General features: G+C 53.5%; 13 protein-coding genes. 6 read left to right on the top strand and 7 right to left on the bottom strand.

Features of this window, described 5'->3' with window-relative positions; translation table 11 throughout:
* The first annotated feature begins 45 nt into the window (after positions 1-45).
* Positions 46-1,074, top strand: a complete 1,029-nt coding sequence (locus ACTHYN_RS05220) for an HDOD domain-containing protein (RefSeq protein WP_441811414.1) — start codon at positions 46-48, stop codon at positions 1,072-1,074.
* Here ACTHYN_RS05220 and ACTHYN_RS05215 read toward each other — a convergent pair.
* From ACTHYN_RS05215 to ACTHYN_RS05190, 6 genes are all read right to left on the bottom strand, one after another.
* Positions 1,064-2,386 carry a YihY/virulence factor BrkB family protein gene (locus tag ACTHYN_RS05215; RefSeq protein ID WP_441811413.1) on the bottom strand — a complete coding sequence of 441 codons (1,323 nt, stop codon included), beginning with the start codon at positions 2,384-2,386 and terminating at the stop codon, positions 1,064-1,066. The genes ACTHYN_RS05220 and ACTHYN_RS05215 overlap by 11 nt on opposite strands.
* Positions 2,387-2,548: 162 nt before the next feature.
* The gene (locus tag ACTHYN_RS05210) at positions 2,549-3,814 is read right to left on the bottom strand and encodes a CsgG/HfaB family protein (protein WP_441811412.1); all 1,266 of its coding nucleotides are present in this window, start codon (positions 3,812-3,814) and stop codon (positions 2,549-2,551) included.
* Positions 3,814-5,220 (bottom strand): DUF6844 domain-containing protein, encoded by a 1,407-nt coding sequence (locus ACTHYN_RS05205; protein WP_441811411.1) that lies wholly within the window; start codon positions 5,218-5,220, stop codon positions 3,814-3,816. The genes ACTHYN_RS05210 and ACTHYN_RS05205 overlap by 1 nt, the downstream gene beginning before the upstream one ends.
* A gap of 20 nt (positions 5,221-5,240) precedes the next feature.
* Positions 5,241-5,843, bottom strand: a complete 603-nt coding sequence (gene lpoB, locus ACTHYN_RS05200; RefSeq protein WP_441811410.1) for a penicillin-binding protein activator LpoB — start codon at positions 5,841-5,843, stop codon at positions 5,241-5,243.
* A 12-nt stretch (positions 5,844-5,855) separates the two neighbouring features.
* Complete coding sequence (locus ACTHYN_RS05195) at positions 5,856-6,248, bottom strand: DUF1425 domain-containing protein (protein WP_441811409.1); 393 nt, start codon at positions 6,246-6,248, stop codon at positions 5,856-5,858.
* Between the two features lie 35 nt (positions 6,249-6,283).
* Positions 6,284-7,795, bottom strand: a complete 1,512-nt coding sequence (locus ACTHYN_RS05190; protein WP_441811408.1) for a COG3014 family protein — start codon at positions 7,793-7,795, stop codon at positions 6,284-6,286.
* Positions 7,796-8,147: 352 nt separating this feature from the next.
* On the opposite strand from ACTHYN_RS05190, the gene tmpT reads away from it, so the two are divergent.
* The 5 genes from tmpT to ACTHYN_RS05165 all read left to right on the top strand — a co-directional run bounded on the left by tmpT (position 8,148) and on the right by ACTHYN_RS05165 (position 15,444).
* Positions 8,148-8,801: a thiopurine S-methyltransferase gene (gene tmpT / locus ACTHYN_RS05185; protein WP_441811407.1), complete on the top strand. Its 654-nt coding sequence runs from the start codon at positions 8,148-8,150 to the stop codon at positions 8,799-8,801.
* Between the two features lie 238 nt (positions 8,802-9,039).
* On the top strand, positions 9,040-10,962 hold the full coding sequence (locus ACTHYN_RS05180; RefSeq protein WP_441811406.1) for a PrkA family serine protein kinase: 1,923 nt from the start codon (positions 9,040-9,042) through the stop codon (positions 10,960-10,962).
* 29 nt (positions 10,963-10,991) lie between these two features.
* Positions 10,992-12,287 carry a YeaH/YhbH family protein gene (locus ACTHYN_RS05175; RefSeq protein WP_441811405.1) on the top strand — a complete coding sequence of 432 codons (1,296 nt, stop codon included), beginning with the start codon at positions 10,992-10,994 and terminating at the stop codon, positions 12,285-12,287.
* Positions 12,284-13,834 (top strand): SpoVR family protein, encoded by a 1,551-nt coding sequence (locus ACTHYN_RS05170; RefSeq protein WP_441811404.1) that lies wholly within the window; start codon positions 12,284-12,286, stop codon positions 13,832-13,834. Before ACTHYN_RS05175 ends, ACTHYN_RS05170 begins: the two co-directional genes overlap by 4 nt.
* 161 nt (positions 13,835-13,995) lie before the next feature.
* Complete coding sequence (locus tag ACTHYN_RS05165; RefSeq protein WP_441811403.1) at positions 13,996-15,444, top strand: WS/DGAT/MGAT family O-acyltransferase; 1,449 nt, start codon at positions 13,996-13,998, stop codon at positions 15,442-15,444.
* A 21-nt stretch (positions 15,445-15,465) separates the two neighbouring features.
* On the opposite strand, the gene ACTHYN_RS05160 is transcribed toward ACTHYN_RS05165, so the two are convergent.
* Positions 15,466-16,095, bottom strand: a complete 630-nt coding sequence (locus ACTHYN_RS05160) for a TetR family transcriptional regulator (protein WP_441811402.1) — start codon at positions 16,093-16,095, stop codon at positions 15,466-15,468.
* Positions 16,096-16,206 lie beyond the last annotated feature (111 nt).

Below are 16,206 nucleotides of genomic sequence, written 5' to 3'. Positions count from 1 at the left end.
CGAAGGTACGTATTCTTTAACGACTGTTTTGCCAGGAGGCAACGAATGCCAGGCTTCTTTTCCTGGATTGCAGGCTTTTTTACCACAGACAAACCATCAGCTCCCCCGACTTCTGAGGCACGGCTGTTTAATTCTGCAAAAACCAACACGGCGAAAGACGCCGAAAACCTGACACTGCAGCTTGAAGAAAACCTTTTTTGCTGGCTTCTGGACACTGGCCCCGCCAACCTGCGAGCTAAACAGTCCTCTACCAACAAAGCGCTTCAAGAGCTCGATTACCGACTCACAAACAATAAAATGGAAGAGCTACCCCGGCGGCCAATGACGCTTCCCATGCTGATGAAAGCGCTCTCGGATGAGTCTGGCGATCGCCAAAAACTGAGCCAGATTATTCTGGGCGACCCCGCATTAACCGATCAGATCCTGCAGGTTGCCAACAGCCCTTATTTTCGTACCGGAGACCACATCATAGAGTCGGTCGACCAGGCGGTATTCGTTCTGGGGATGGATGGTATACGAAATGTGATTGCAGCGGCCGTCGTTCGCCCAATGGTAGCAGCGCGAAACAGCCGCGAGGCAATATTTGCCCAAAGAACATGGCGCTGGGGGCTTACATGCGCCCGAGCGGCAGAATGTATTGCCAAGCTGCAAAAAGAGGACACCAGCGCTCACTTCACCGTTGGTTTGTTACCGGCCCTTGCTTACATCACTATTCACCGCGAGCTTCAGCAAATATGCAGAGCACTGCACGGAGGCACAGAGCCTGATGCTGTGCTCATCCGCATGGCCCTGGCGCACTACCAATGGATAGCCTGCAAGCTCATTGCCAGGGAGTGGAGTCTGCCGGAAAAGTACCATACATACCTTATAGCCGCTGAACGGCCGGCACCAAACCAGGAGCACACAGCACTAAGCGACGGCATGGTAATAGGCAGCCGCGAGATTTTACGACATGCCCATCAGCGAAATCTGCCAGAAGAAGGGCTGGAGGCAGTCGTACGCCTCACCAAGGAACAAACAGGCCGTGTACGAACAGTACTGAAAGCGGTGCTTGGCGAAGGGGCTAAGGCCTGATCCCGGAGCCGGCTTCACCTTTCAGCAGCGTCGCAAATGTTGTCGATTCGTTCTCGCGTTCGCCATTCAACAGCTCGCCAGGAAAGACAGGCGGCAGGCGGTCTACTACGCGATCCTCATCATGGCGCACAATGTTCAGCACATCGCCCACGGTAATCAAGTCCAGCGCCCTCCCCGGCACCAACTGATCGCCCTGCTGGCCAGCCAGTGACAGCACACCGGCACGAATCAACTTGTCACTGACCCCGCGCGTCACCTCCCCAGGCACCCGCAATTGTTGTTCCAGAGCTTCTTGCTGTGGCGCCTCATTGCCCTTGCTGAACGGGCGAGCCACCAGCCACATCAGGGCCAGCGCGATTGTTTCTTGCAGTTCCGGTGAAAGCTGGACATGAGTGCGCTTGGCTACAGAGCCCGGGTTTTGTAGGTAAAACGCCAGGCTCGACCCGAGTAGCAGAATCATCCAGTTCAGATAAATCCATATCAGCATGATAATGCCAATCGCAAAACTGGAATAAATAGCGGCGTATTTGGCTGATCCCGCCACAAAAGAAGCAAACAGTATTCCTGCAGCCTGCCAGGTAATCCCTGCAACCAGGCCGGCAATAAAGCCGTAACGCAGCTTTACCCGGGTATTGGGCATAAACACGTACACAAACGTGAAAGCGCCAACCACAAGGAAGAACGGCATCAGGCGACTAACCATCACGATCAATGAACCAAACGGTTCGATTTCAATCAGCGTTTGCACGACCGACGAGGAAAAAATCGCTGCGCTAACGCCTACGGCTGACACCATCAACAGCGGCCCGACCATGATAACGCTCAAATAGTTACTGAACCTTTGCGCTACCGAACGCATCTCTGGCACCCGCCAGATCATGTTGAAAGAGCGCTCAACTTTCTGCACCAGAGACACCACGGTATAAACCAGCAACGCCAGGCCAACAGACCCGAGCACTCCTACCTTCATGTTGTCGACGAAGCCCAGTATGCGCTCCGCCATTTCAACGCCCTGGGGGCCCATGGGCTGGAAAAACTGGAACAGAAAGGGCTCCATGCGCTCATGCACACCCAAGGCTTTGAGCACAGAAAAACTCAAGGCCAGTAACGGCACAATACTCAGCAGCGTGGTGTATACCAGGCTCATGGCATGCAGTGTTAGCTGCCCGCTGATGACATCCCGTATCAACGCATACAGCGAACGCCCTACTTTATACAACCAGGTCCATGGCCAGCTTTGGGGAGGATTAGGATTTGCCAATATCCAGGTTTCTGCAGCCTGAAGCCGCTCTTTAACTTGAAAAGAAGCCACTTAACATCCTGTTTTACGGGAGCTATGGAATTTCCCACAACTTGGGGTTTATGGGTTCCAGTATGGCTTAAATTTCGGAAAGGTGGAAAGCAGGCGGGAAATTTCTCCAGCCTGCCTTCAGTCAGAGACTGCAGGTTAACCCACCGACACCACTCATTTGGGCTAGCAGGGATCGATAGGCAGGCAAGTGCGTGTTCTGGTACCGCGAATGGCCTCTGCAGGACTTTTCTTTGCGGATGCCTGAGCATTGCGCCGCAAAACATGCCCAACCCCCTCTACGCTTCCATCAATCACCTCAGCGTATGCAATTTTGGGGCTGCTACGAGTGATTTCTACAGTAGCAATGCGTGTCTCTGTGCGGCCAAGCCCACCACCGGTGTGACTGTTGCGAACCGCGTCGCCGAGAGCAAACACTTCCCAGGTATCGCCCGGTGCCAGCAGATCGCCACCCATATTGATGACCAACTCCTCGCCCTGCTGCTTTTCCACCAACGGCGGCCAAACTGCATCAATAACTCTTAAAGCCACTTCTCGGCCTATCCGGTCAAAAACCTTCTGAACCGAATGGCTTGTGCCATCGAGCGCTAGCCCCAGCTCTGAAGACGTGGTGTTCAGAGTCTGGCTCCAGACAATGCCGCCCGTTGCCGGCACAACAACACGAACCTCCAGAACAGCAGCGCCGGTTGCGATCGTGCTTTTCTCACCTGTAAGGCTGCTGATTAGTTGTTCCGAGCCCAACGACAGATCTGACACACGGGTCACTACCAGGTACTCAGCACCCAGCGTGTTGCCCAGCATGGCTTTTTCCGAGACGGGTACGTCCTCGCCGGCCATGCGGTGGCGCTCATCGAAGATCGCGCTCTCACTGTCTCTGGCCAATAAGGCGAACCGCCGCGACTGGGCCAGCGCATCAGAGATCGAGTGAGTAAAACGCCCGGAAACCTCTTCCGCCGACAAAGAGTGACGGTCAACCGTGTAGCGGCTACGAGCGGTTTCTACCGGGTAAACGGCCATTCTCCAGCGGTTATCTTGGGCAGACGAGCCAGGGGCCTTATACACAGGCACGTCCACCTCAAGCCTGGCAAGCTTGCCGCCGCCATCGCCGGAATCGGTAACTGAGAGGATGCGGTAGCCAGATATTAGGCCGTTGGAGGCCACCCGTGTCTCGCTCTTCTGGCCGGAGGATATTGTGGTACTGGACTCCCGGCCATCGCCCGTGCGCTGGGATACCCGAGTCAGTGCACTTCGCACCTGACGGCTGGCACTGATTTGCGCTCCGCGCACCTGGCGAACAGCTTCGCCCAACGCGTTATAGACAGCCTGTTCACGGTCTATTCCGGTTGCTTCGGCCGACACAGTTCGAATTTCTGTAGCGGCAAACGCCGCTACAGAAAACAGGCTTAAGAAAACCAATAAAAGGCCTCTCATTACCACTCTCCGAAGGAACCAGTGCTTCGAGTCGTCCGCTTGGTTTCACTTTGCTTGCTGGCAGACCCGGACGCCGCTGGCTTGGCTGCAGGCTTCTTTTTCAGCCCCTGAGCTTTGGCGGACGTTTGTGGCGACCAGTACTTCACAAAACCGAGGTACGGGTGACCGGTTGCGGGGTCCACTGCGTTCCATTCAGCAATTGTCTGAACACCCTTCAAGCGGGCATTAGCCTCAGATTCCAGAACATTGTTGACCATTTTGCCAATGCCCTGGCTGGTCTTAATTTCAGTGCGGCCGTTGCCACGGGTTTCTTTTACTTTCTGGTTCAGCTTTCGCTTGGTAGATTCTTTCTGACCCTGAACCGTCATGGATGCAAACTGCGCCAGCCACCCATCTGCCATCAGTTTTGCGATTTCCTTTGAAGCCTCAAGCTCTGCGGTAATTTCAAACTCATCCAGGGTGCCCCGGGTGAGTTGCGGCCCGGCCATGCCGAACGACAACAAACCATAACGGCCTTCAGCATCCACAACAGGCTGAGCACCAAAGTAACCGAGCATTGGCACGCCTTCTTTCAACTGCGGCTTTAGCCTGGCCCGAATATCATCTACCGGAATCGCCTGACCCGGGGCGACATCGCCTGTGCGCAGTTGACGGCCAAACTCGCTAAAGCGGTTGGCTTTGACCACAACAATGCTCATGCGGCCATTGTTCACCGGGCCGTCGCCGCCGACTTCTTCAATCACGCCAAACACGCCAACGCCAGACAGCTGCCCCATTGCCTGCCAGGTTGTTTCGGTAACAAACTCGTCGTAAATCATGTTTTTGCGTTCGGCTACGTTCATCTCAGGCAAGCCTGAAGCATCCGCTCCCAGTTCTTCCAGAAGCGCATTCATCCCCTGTATCGTTAGCTCAGCAGCCCGGCCGGCAACCGCTTTACCGAGAGCATCAAGGCTGGTGGTATCCCGAACATCCTCTGGCAAGTCGTCCTTCAGGAAACGGTCTGCCATGGATACACCAACCGTTACTGCGTCTTGAGAGACTAACTCACCCATTGCCTGCAGGAAGGCTTCCTCGGTAGCAAGAATTCGTGCCTCACTGAAGGATATGCTGGTGGGGTCTGCGCTGATTGCCTGGCTCGCCACCACTAAGGTGCCGCCACCGGGGTTTTGCGCCGACTCGCCACGCACCCAGCCCCGTGCCTCAAGGAATTCTTCAACTTTTTCGTTTCCGGAATCTACCTCGGCCACTGCCATGAATGGCGAAGGGGGCGTTTTGCGCGCATCTTTCTCAGCTGCCTGAGCCTGCTCTGAAACATCTTCATTGGCGAAAGCGGATGTTGAAAACGCAGGTGCAAGAGAGACGGTTCCGGCAATCAGGAGCGATAACAGGGTTTTACGGAATGCCATAATAATCGTGCCTTCTTTGTTTACCAGGAAACGGACTTATCCGAGCCGCGTTTGATAATGGGGGTTTCGCCTTCCCAGAAGGCCAGACCCGATGCCAGATCTGTTAGTGACAGCTGGATGTAGTACTCAACCTGCTGCTCTTTACCTACCTTGTGATTACGCTGAAGAATCTTTCCCGAAAGGCTCAAGTCAGGCGCCTGGAGCGTACCTTTGCGCTGCACGCCAGACTGATCAAACTCTTCGGAGTTACGCAGCTCACGGGCCTTCATCGACATTTCGTCTTCCGCGCCATTGATACCCACTGCGGTGGTGGTTACCACTTTTCCTGAGCGTAGCAATGCCACACGTATTTTTTTGGTGAGCTGGTCTGTATCGATGCGCTGCATGGTGTCATTGGTAATGCGGCTAACAACCATAATGTAACGGCCGCCATTGGGATTGTTTACGGCACCACTTGCAAGCATGTCTTCCACCGCGTCGGTGGCAGCTTTTTCAAAATCCCTGTAATCCATAGTCATGGCCACCGGGCCATCATCTGCAGCCGGATCAATGTAGCGGGTAGGCGCAGCACAACCTGCAAGAACAGCAATACCGACAGAAATTGCAATGGCACGAATCAACATATAACTTTCCTTTTATTTAGGTTCACGAAGATGTAGTTGGTAACTGGTAACACGGGGGCTGGGAGCCGTGGCCTTAAAAAACCGTGACTGCCCGGCCAGCAGAGTTGCCCTGCGGTAGCCTTCCCCGACACCTTTTACTTTCATGCCGCTGTCATCAAACCAGGTCACTTTCCAGGCAAGCTCGGCATCCGACCTTGCGTCAACTGCAAATTGCACCTGCAGGAGGCTTCCGCCACCAGGCTGTGACAGCCGTTCCTGAAAAAGCTCGGTCACCTCCATGGTATAGATGACCTCCGGGTCTACCTTAAGCTCCTGCCTTTCAATCAGTGAGTGACTGGTTTCAGGTGGTGTAGCACAGCCCACCATGCCCAGCATCAGCATGCTGGCAAACACAATCCTTTTCATAACGTACATCCTGTGGTTTTGGTGTGTAGTATCAATTACTGAATACTCGAGACTTGGGCGGGCTCTGCAGTTTGCTCTGGCAGTCGCGCAAAAGTGGCGGCGGCGCCCCCTTGAAGGTCCATGGTGATAACCGTTGCAGGGGCCAGAATTGACGGCCGCTTGATGTAGACCAGGGTGTAAGGTTGCTGGGGAATGTCGATATTCCCCAGGGTATCCCCCAGATTGTCCAGCAGTGTCAGTTTGCCACTCTCGGGCCGGTCAATCCGCGCCGCCTGCCAATGGTTAGGCATTGCCTGCCAGCCGCGCAGATCCGCCTGAGTTGTGGCGGCGGTTAATGCCGCGGCGCCCAACTGGCCTAAAGGGCCGAACCGCCCGGCCGCCTCATTCTGAATCACTGCCTTGATAACCGCTGAGGTCACAGCGCGGGTCAGTATGCCTGCAAAACGCTCTTTCATCTCAGTACGAATAACCGTGCCCATGTCGGAGATACGCTCTGTATGAACAATCTCGCCGGTATCCCCCATCATGCCTATATGCCCGGGCACCGCCGCCCGCTCTGCGTACCTGGGGAGTGCGATACCAAAATAACCAAGGGATTGCTGATCCTCCCGGAAGAGCAACAGGGGCACGTCAAAGCGGGTTTCTTCCAGCACCGGGCCCAAGCCATTCTCATAAACAACCCAAACCTGGGGCGGCAAACCCGACCTGCCCTGCTTGCCGGAAGCAAGGTCGGTAGCCAGCCGGGCATCAGCCTGCAGTACGGCGCTGTCGGGGCTCATCCTGGCTACCCTTTTGAGCGACGTGGCCGCTCGCTCATAATCTGCACCGCCTGTGGCGTTTGCAAGAAAGTACATGCCATGGAGGTAGGTGCTTGACGGAACGATAAACTCGGAAAAAACAGACCAGCTTGAGGCGGCGCCGTAGTGATCTGAAATTGCCGTCTGGAACTCTTCATTCTTCAGGCTATTGCGCACCATGGAGGCGTTGCTTTCTTCATCCTGTGCCTCTTTTTTCAGTTCTGCCTGTTGTTCTGCAATTTCTTCCTGGAAATAATCCACTGCACGCCGGGTGCGATCGTTGGCCCGGTTAAATTCAATTCGAGCGTATTCCGTGTTACCCGCTGCGAGAAACGCCAGCCCTTTATAGGTGTTGACCAACACCGCCTCGGACATCAGGGCTTCATAATCGCGCTCGGCATCGTTGACCATCACCGCCATAAAGCCTTCAGCTGCATTCTCCAGCAACCCGGATTGATCCAGATATTTCATGCCTTCTTCTGCCAGGTCGTAGGCCTTCGCAGCCTCTTCATACCGCCCTGTCAAACGGTACATTTCGCCTTGATGCAACAGCTCAAGCAAATGACTCTCGGAATCGACTTCATCCCCTTCGCCTACATCAAAAATCACTGACTCCAGCGCAGAGCCATAATCACCGGACGAATAGGCTGAGTTGAATGAGGCCATCTGGTTGCGATGCTGAAATGAGGAACACCCGGACACGAAGGCGACAACACCTAGCGTTAGCACCACATGTTTAATTGCTTTCACACAGTTACTCCCTAAAGCTGCTAGCCGGGTCCGCCGCACCTTGCCTTGGCAGTCAGCACCCTTTTTATATTACCGAATAGTTACAGCTGGGTAACGTAGTTTGTCTGCACACAGTTTGGTAGATAGAGCCCCATGATTCTTGCAACCTTTTACATTGTCCTACACAAATCACTACAGGAATGGCAATAACAACCCATTGACTGGGCAAATAGTGACCAGCCTGACTGTACAGACGCCCACTCACGAATCTGAAGCAAGATTTACCGTGTCTGCAAAGCATGCACGCCCTGCATCAATGGGCAACGGGTTTAATGTAGACTGAATTAAACGTCCAAATATGGGAGCAAAGATCATGGAACACGAATTCTGGCATGAACGTTGGAGCAAAAAAGAAATAGGCTTCCATGAAGGCTCCGTTAACAAATTCCTTTATGACCACTGGCCAGAGCTGTCTGGCGACAGCACAGCCGACGTTTTTGTGCCGCTATGCGGCAAAGCCCATGACATGTGGTGGTTGCACGATAGGGGACACGCCATTATTGGCGTAGAGCTAAGTGAAATCGCCTGTAAGGATTTCTTCGCAGAGGCAGGCGAAAAAGCACTGGTACACCCGGGCGAGCCGTTCACACGGTTCCGACATGAAAATCTTCAGCTTTGGTGTGGCGATTTTTTCCAGCTGGCACCTGCTGACCTGGAACACATACGCTTAGTATACGACCGCGCCGCCCTTATTGCCCTTCCGCCGTCCATGCGCCAAAAATACGTGAACCATCTAACAGCAATTATTCCAGAAGGCACCCGAATCCTGCTGATTACGCTGGACTACAGCACCAACATTAAGGCACCGCCGTTTAACGTAAGCGATGACGAGGTGCGAAACCTTTATTCTGCCGATTACGACATTGAGCACATTCTGACCAACACCTTGCCCGGCGACCACCCTTTCACCAAGCGTAAAGGCCTGAGAAGCGCCACCGAGAGCGTGTTTCAACTTACTAAACGATAGCTTCCTCCGGGCGAAAAAGCATAATTTAATGAACCATAATCGCTAATGACCTGTCGAACTTCGCGACCGTGAACTAAGCTGCAACTAAACAGGCCGGTACCCGACACAGATCGCGACCGGCCGGTATAGTTACTCACTTCCACCTATAACCAAAACGAATCGCCGGCATGGCGACCGTAACCGAAACGGGGATATTGCGTGCATTAAAAGCTGAAGAACAGCGAGCGAGGGGTTATCCATGAACATACTGCAGCAATTCAAAAACCGGTATGAGAGCACCCAGGAAGAAGAGTTCAGCCTTGAGGAATATCTCGAGATCTGCAAGAAAAACCCTACGGCCTATGCCACGGCGGCAGAGCGCCTGTTAATTGCCATCGGCGAACCCGAGTTTGTCGATACCTCCCGTGACATTCGTCTGTCACGCATTTTTTCCAATAAAATGATTAAGCGATATCCGGAGTTTGCCGAGTTTTATGGCATGGAAGACGCTGTGGAAAATATCGTGTCGTTCTTTCGCCACGCGGCTCAGGGCCTGGAGGAAAAGAAGCAGATTCTTTATCTGCTGGGGCCGGTTGGCGGTGGTAAGTCGTCGCTGGCAGAAAAGCTTAAAAGCCTCATGCAGAAAGTGCCTTTTTATGCGATCAAGGACTCGCCAGTTAACGAATCGCCCCTCGGCCTTTTTGACCCAGCTGAAGACGCCACCATTCTGGAAGAGGAATTTGGTATTCCCCCTCGCTATCTCAAGTCCATTATGTCGCCCTGGGCTGTAAAGCGCTTACACGAATATGGCGGCGACATCAGCAAATTCCGCGTTGTGAAAAAATATCCGTCCGTTCTGGATCAGATAGCGGTATCCAAAACCGAGCCGGGAGACGACAACAACCAGGATATTTCCGCGTTGGTAGGCAAGGTGAATATCCGCATGCTGGAGGATTATTCCCAAGATGATCCGGATGCTTACAGCTTTAGTGGTGGTCTGTGTAAAGCAAACCAGGGGCTTATGGAATTTGTCGAGATGTTCAAGGCACCCATCAAGGTGCTGCACCCCTTGCTGACCGCCACCCAGGAAGGCAACTACAACACAACCGAGGGCATGGGATCAGTGCCTTTTGATGGCGTGGTACTTGCCCACTCCAACGAATCGGAATGGCAAACCTTCCGCAACAACAAGCACAACGAAGCCTTCCTCGACCGGGTATATATCGTAAAGGTGCCCTACTGCTTGCGTGTAACGGAAGAAATCGAGATATACCGCAAGCTTCTGAAAAACAGCTCTCTGGCCGGCTCGCCCTGCGCGCCGGACACCCTGGACATGCTGGCCCAGTTCTCGGTGCTTTCACGGATTAAAGAGCCGGAAAACTCCAGCATTTTCTCCAAAATGCGCGTTTACGACGGCCAAAACATCAAGAACACAGACCCCAAAGCCAAATCCATTCAGGAATACCGGGATGCGGCCGGGGTGAATGAAGGCATGGACGGGCTCTCTACCCGGTTTGCGTTCAAAATCCTCTCCAAGGTCTTTAACTTTGACACCACCGAAGTAGCTGCCAACCCGGTACATCTGCTGTATATCATTGAAAAGCAGATTGAACAGGAACAATTCGCACCTGAAATCCAGGAGCGCTACCTGCGCTCGATCAAGGAATTTCTGGCTCCGCACTATGTGCAGTTTATTGGTAAAGAGATTCAAACCGCTTACCTCGAAAGCTACAGCGAATACGGCCAGAACCTGTTTGATCGTTATGTAACCTATGCTGACCTGTGGATTCAGGATCAGGAATTCCGCGACCCGGAAACCGGCGAAATTCTCGATCGCTCTTCTATTAACGAAGAACTGGAGAAAATAGAGAAGCCTGCGGGCATCAGCAATCCGAAGGATTTCCGCAACGAGGTGGTCAACTTTGTGCTCCGGGCCAAGGCGAACAACCAGGGTGAAAATCCATCGTGGCTTAGCTACGAAAAACTCCGCAGCGTAATCGAGAAGAAAATGTTCTCCAATACCGAAGATCTGCTACCGGTTATTTCATTCAACCCGAAAGCCAGCCAGGAAGATCAGAGCAAGCACAAGCAGTTCGTCGAACGCATGGTCGACCGGGGTTACACAGAGAAACAGGTGCGCCTGCTGGCAGAGTGGTACCTGCGAGTTCGCAAGTCGCACTAGCAGATCCCGGATCCGCAGGAGTATGAACTATGGGTATGACCCACATTGTAGATCGACGGCTGAACGGTAAAAACAAGAGCGCGGTGAACCGGGAGCGGTTTTTACGTCGCTACCGGCATCACATCAAAAAGGCTGTGTCAGATGCTGTGCACCGGCGTTCAATTACCGACATAGAGCGCGGGGAGAATGTCAGCATTCCCTCGCGGGATATTGATGAGCCGGTGTTCCATCATGGCCAGGGCGGCCACCGGGAAATGGTGCACCCGGGCAACCGGGAGTTTGTAACCGGCGACAGGCTACCCAAACCCGAGGGTGGAGACGGACAGGGCCAGGGGCAAGGCCAGGCCAGCCCCGATGGTGAAGGCATGGATGACTTCGCGTTTCAGATTACTCAGGAAGAGTTTCTGAACTTTCTGTTTGATGATCTTGAACTCCCGAACCTGGTTAGAAAAAAACTGAAAGACACTGAAGCCTTCAACTACGTACGCTCCGGGTTCAGCACTCAGGGTGTGCCCGCCAAACTGGATGTTGTGCGCTCACTGCGTGGCGCACACGCTCGTCGCCTGGGCCTGGGTGGCGCCCGCAAAAAGAAAATCCGGGAGCTGGAAGCACAGCTCGCTGAACTGAAATCCGCCCCTGGCGACCTCGATGCTGCATTCAGCCATAAGGACCTGATTAAAGCACTTGAGGAGGAGATTGCCCGGCTGAAAGCCAATGTGAAGCGAATTCCATTCATTGATGAAATTGATTTGCGCTACCGCCAACACCAAAAGCAGCATAAGCCGGCCACCAGCGCCGTTATGTTTTGCCTGATGGATGTGTCAGGGTCTATGACACAGGTGCACAAGGACACCGCTAAACGCTTTTTCCTGCTGCTTTATCTGTTCCTGAAAAAGAGCTACAAAAAAATCGATGTGGTGTTTATACGCCACCACACCAGCGCCAAGGAAGTGGACGAAGAGGAGTTTTTCTACTCGAGGGAAACCGGCGGCACCATCGTATCCAGCGCACTAAAGCTTATGCATAAAATTATTAACTCCCGCTACTCTCCGGCCGAGTGGAACATTTACGCCGCCCAGGCGTCCGATGGCGACAACTGGAACGATGACTCACCAAAATGCGGCAAGCTGCTGACCGAGAGCATTCTGCCGATGGTGCAATACTTCGCTTATGTGGAAATTACACCCCTGGATCACCAGATGCTGTGGTACGAATACGAGCGGGTGCATGAGCGCTTCCCAGAAAGTTTTGCGCAACAGCAGATTGCCGATCCTGGCGAGATATACCCGGTGTTCCGCCAGCTTTTTGAGAGGAGAGCCGCATGAGTGACACCCCAGATCGCACCGGCGCACCGGGACAGGAGAGACCGGAAACTTATAACCCCGTGTCCACCGGTTCGGAATGGACGTTCGCGCTGATCGAACAGTACGATGAACACATCGCAAAATGCGCGGCAGAATTCGGGCTGGACACCTACCCCAACCAGATTGAGGTAATCAGCGCCGAACAAATGATGGATGCCTACAGCTCCGTTGGTATGCCGGTTGGTTACAACCACTGGTCGTTCGGCAAACAATTTCTCAGCACATCCAAAAGCTACCAGCGCGGGCAGATGGGGCTGGCCTATGAAATAGTTATCAACTCCAACCCCTGCATTGCCTACCTGATGGAAGAAAACACCCTGCCCATGCAGGCATTGGTTATCGCTCACGCGTGTTATGGCCATAACTCCTTCTTCAAAGGCAACTATCTGTTTCGTACCTGGACAGATGCCAGTGCCATTGTTGATTACCTGGTCTTCGCCCGGAACTATGTGTCTGAGTGCGAAGAACGTTACGGCGTTGGCGCGGTTGAGGAAATACTGGATTCCTGCCACGCGCTGATGAATTACGGCGTTGACCGCTACAAGCGGCCGGCGCCAATTTCTGCAGAAAAGGAAGCCAGGCTCCAGGAGGAGCGTGAAGATTACCTGCAGCGCCGGGTGAATGATTTATGGCGCACTATCCCCAAAATGGAAGAAGACGAAGACCCGGTAAAGCGCGATCAGCGTTACCCGCAAGAACCCCAGGAAAATATCCTCTACTTTATTGAGAAAAACGCCCCTCTGCTGGAAACCTGGCAGCGGGAAATTATTCGGGTTGTACGCAAGCTGGCACAATACTTTTATCCCCAACGCCAAACCCAGGTGATGAATGAGGGTTGGGCCTCCTTCTGGCATTACACATTACTGCACAGAATGTACGAGAAAGGCCTGGTTACAGACGGCTTCATGCTTGAGTTCCTGCAAAGCCATACCGCGGTGGTGTACCAACCGCCATTCAACAGCCCCTGGTATTCCGGCATCAATCCCTACACTCTGGGGTTCTCCATATTCACCGATCTGCGGCGGATTTGTGAGGCGCCCACCGAAGAGGATTACGAGTGGTTCCCGGACTTTGCCGGCACAGACTGGGTGCAATCCCTGCACTTTGCCATGGCCAACTTCAAGGATGAGAGCTTTATCCAGCAGTTCCTCTCGCCGAAGGTGATGCGAGACTTAAAACTGTTTGCCATTGAAGATGATGATCAGGAAGACAGCTATAGGGTAACCGCCATACATGACGAGCCAGGCTACCGTGAATTACGGGAAAAACTGGCCCGACAGTATAATCTAAGCTACCGGGAGCCGAACATTCAGGTATGGAGCGTCGACGTACGCGGTGACCGCTCATTGACGCTGAGGCATGTTCCTGTAGACCGGGTGCCCCTGGGCGAGGATACGGACGAAGTTCTCCGCCACGCACACAGGCTTTGGGGGTTTGATGTGCACCTGGAGAGCGTAGACGAGGACACTATTGTAGAAGAATTCCACTGTCCTGCGAAACACCCCTGAAGCCCGGATACGTCAGAGCGAGCATCACAACGCACAGGGATTGCCAGCCGACCGGCTTTTTTAGCAACGGTCATCGTCTATAAACCCGTGAATCAGTATACTCCCGGTTAACAATTAAAAGATTAACTTGCGACCCCGAAGCGGGAAAAGGTGCACAAGGAATGAAACGCCTGGGAACACTGGATGCGTCATGGCTAGCTGTAGAATCTGAAGATACACCCATGCATGTTGGCACCATGCAGATTTTTTCATTGCCCAAGGGCGCTCCCGAAACCTTCCTGCGCGATATGGTTAACAGCATGAAGGAAGACGGCGACGTGGCCCTGCCCTGGTGCTCCAAACTGGTGTGGTCAGGCCTGTTCGGCAGGCTGCTGGCGCCATACTGGAAAGTAGACAAGGATATCGACCTTGACTATCACGTGCGCCATTCCGCCCTGCCCAACCCGGGCGGCGAGCGCGAACTTGGTGTGCTGGTGTCGCGTCTGCATTCCAACCCCCTGGATTTTTCCCGGCCGCTGTGGGAATGCCACGTTATCGAGGGGCTTGAAAATAATCGCTTTGCCCTCTACACCAAGATGCACCACTCGATGATCGACGGCATTAGCGGTGTCCGTTTGATGCAGCGGGTTCTAAGCACAGACCCGAATGAACGAGGCATGTTACCACCCTGGTCTGTTCGGCCAGCGAGCCGGCGAGGAGCCAAAGGCGATTCGGAAGCAAGCGTTCCTGCGGCATTCTCCCAAGCCATGGACGCGCTTAAACTGCAGGCTGACATGGCGCCGACGCTTTGGCGAGCGGGCAACCGACTTGTACAATCGGTACGTCATCCTGAAGATGGCTTGACTGCGCCGTTTACCGGGCCTGTCTCCAAAATTAATCACCGGGTAACCGGGCAGCGGCGCTTTGCTACTCAGCACTATCAGCTTAAACGTTTAAAAGCGCTGACACGCGCATCCGGCGCATCGTTAAACGATATTGTACTTTATCTCTGTGGTACGGCACTGCGCCGGTTTTTGCTGGAGCAGGATGACCTACCCGATACCCCGCTAACGGCAGGTATTCCGGTAAACATCCGCCCGGCAAATGACCAGGGTACAGGTACTCAGATCAGTTTTATGATCGCCTCTTTGGCCACAAACGAAGCCGACCCTCTCGCCCGTTTACAAAGCATAAAATCTTCTACCCGCCGAGCTAAAGAACATTTGCAGAAGCTGCCCAAAAGCGCACTTAATCAGTACACCATGTTGCTGATGTCGCCCTACATATTGCAGCTGATGTCTGGCCTTGGTGGACGCATGCGCCCCGTATTTAACGTGACTATTTCCAACGTCCCCGGCCCCCAGAAAACCCTTTATTACGAGGGCGCAAAGCTTGAAGCCATGTATCCGGTGTCACTAATCGCCCACGGTGGCGCTCTGAACATTACCTGCCTGAGTTATGCGGGGGCACTGAACTTCGGCTTTACCGGCTGTAGGAGCACTCTTCCAAGCATGCAGAGGCTAGCGGTTTATACCGGAGAAGCGCTGGATGACCTGGAAAAACTGATACTGCCGCCGAAAGCCAAACCAACGCCCCAAAAAGCACAGGCAAGCAAAAGCGGACAGGTCTGAAGCAAGCAAGCGCGCCTGCTTTCAGGGGCGCTTGTTCTTCCAGTTTGCAGCACCCACAAAGATAAGCTGCAGGAACCGGGTTGTCCGCTTCCGGATCTGCTCTACCTGATACTCATCTTCAGACGACACTCCCAGCAGATCGGTAAGGCTGAACGCCACGCTGCGAATTACCAGATCACAGGTCATTTCCAGATCGTCATCACAAAGATGGTCAACCAGCTTTAGCCGTCGCAAATCGTTTGCCAGCTCACTGGAAAAATACCGCATTTCACTGCGGATACCCTCTTGAATGGCTCGGCTTTCGCCCGCCAGGCCCTGTGCCATAAACAGAAAAAAGCTGCGGTTAGCCTGGGCGTGACTGATAAAAATGCCTACCGACTCCTCCATCAGCTTGTCCGCTTGTAACACGTTTGCCCGCGCCTCTCGCATCATTTTTCGCAACACCAGACCCAGTTCATCGACGAGTTGCAGGCCAAGATCGTCCATATTGCGGAAGTGTCGATAAAAAGAGGTAGGCACCACACCAGCCTGACGGGTCACTTCACGAATACCAAGGCTGGCAAAATGCCTCCCCTTCCCAATCAGTGTAAGGGCTGCATTCATCAGCTTTTCACGGGTTTCACCAGGTTTCCGCTTTTTTCGTTCTGACATCGCCGACCCATACCGCAGTTATCCTTTAATTAAGGCAACAAGTGTACACACCCAAGAGATATAAATACCGGGTACTTGTCATTTAAAGCCAACAAAACGCTTGGCATTGTG

This window comes from Marinobacter sp. (assembly GCF_052091845.1).
In the GTDB taxonomy this organism is placed as follows: domain Bacteria; phylum Pseudomonadota; class Gammaproteobacteria; order Pseudomonadales; family Oleiphilaceae; genus Marinobacter.
This window is presented reverse-complemented; position numbering and strand designations above follow the sequence as displayed.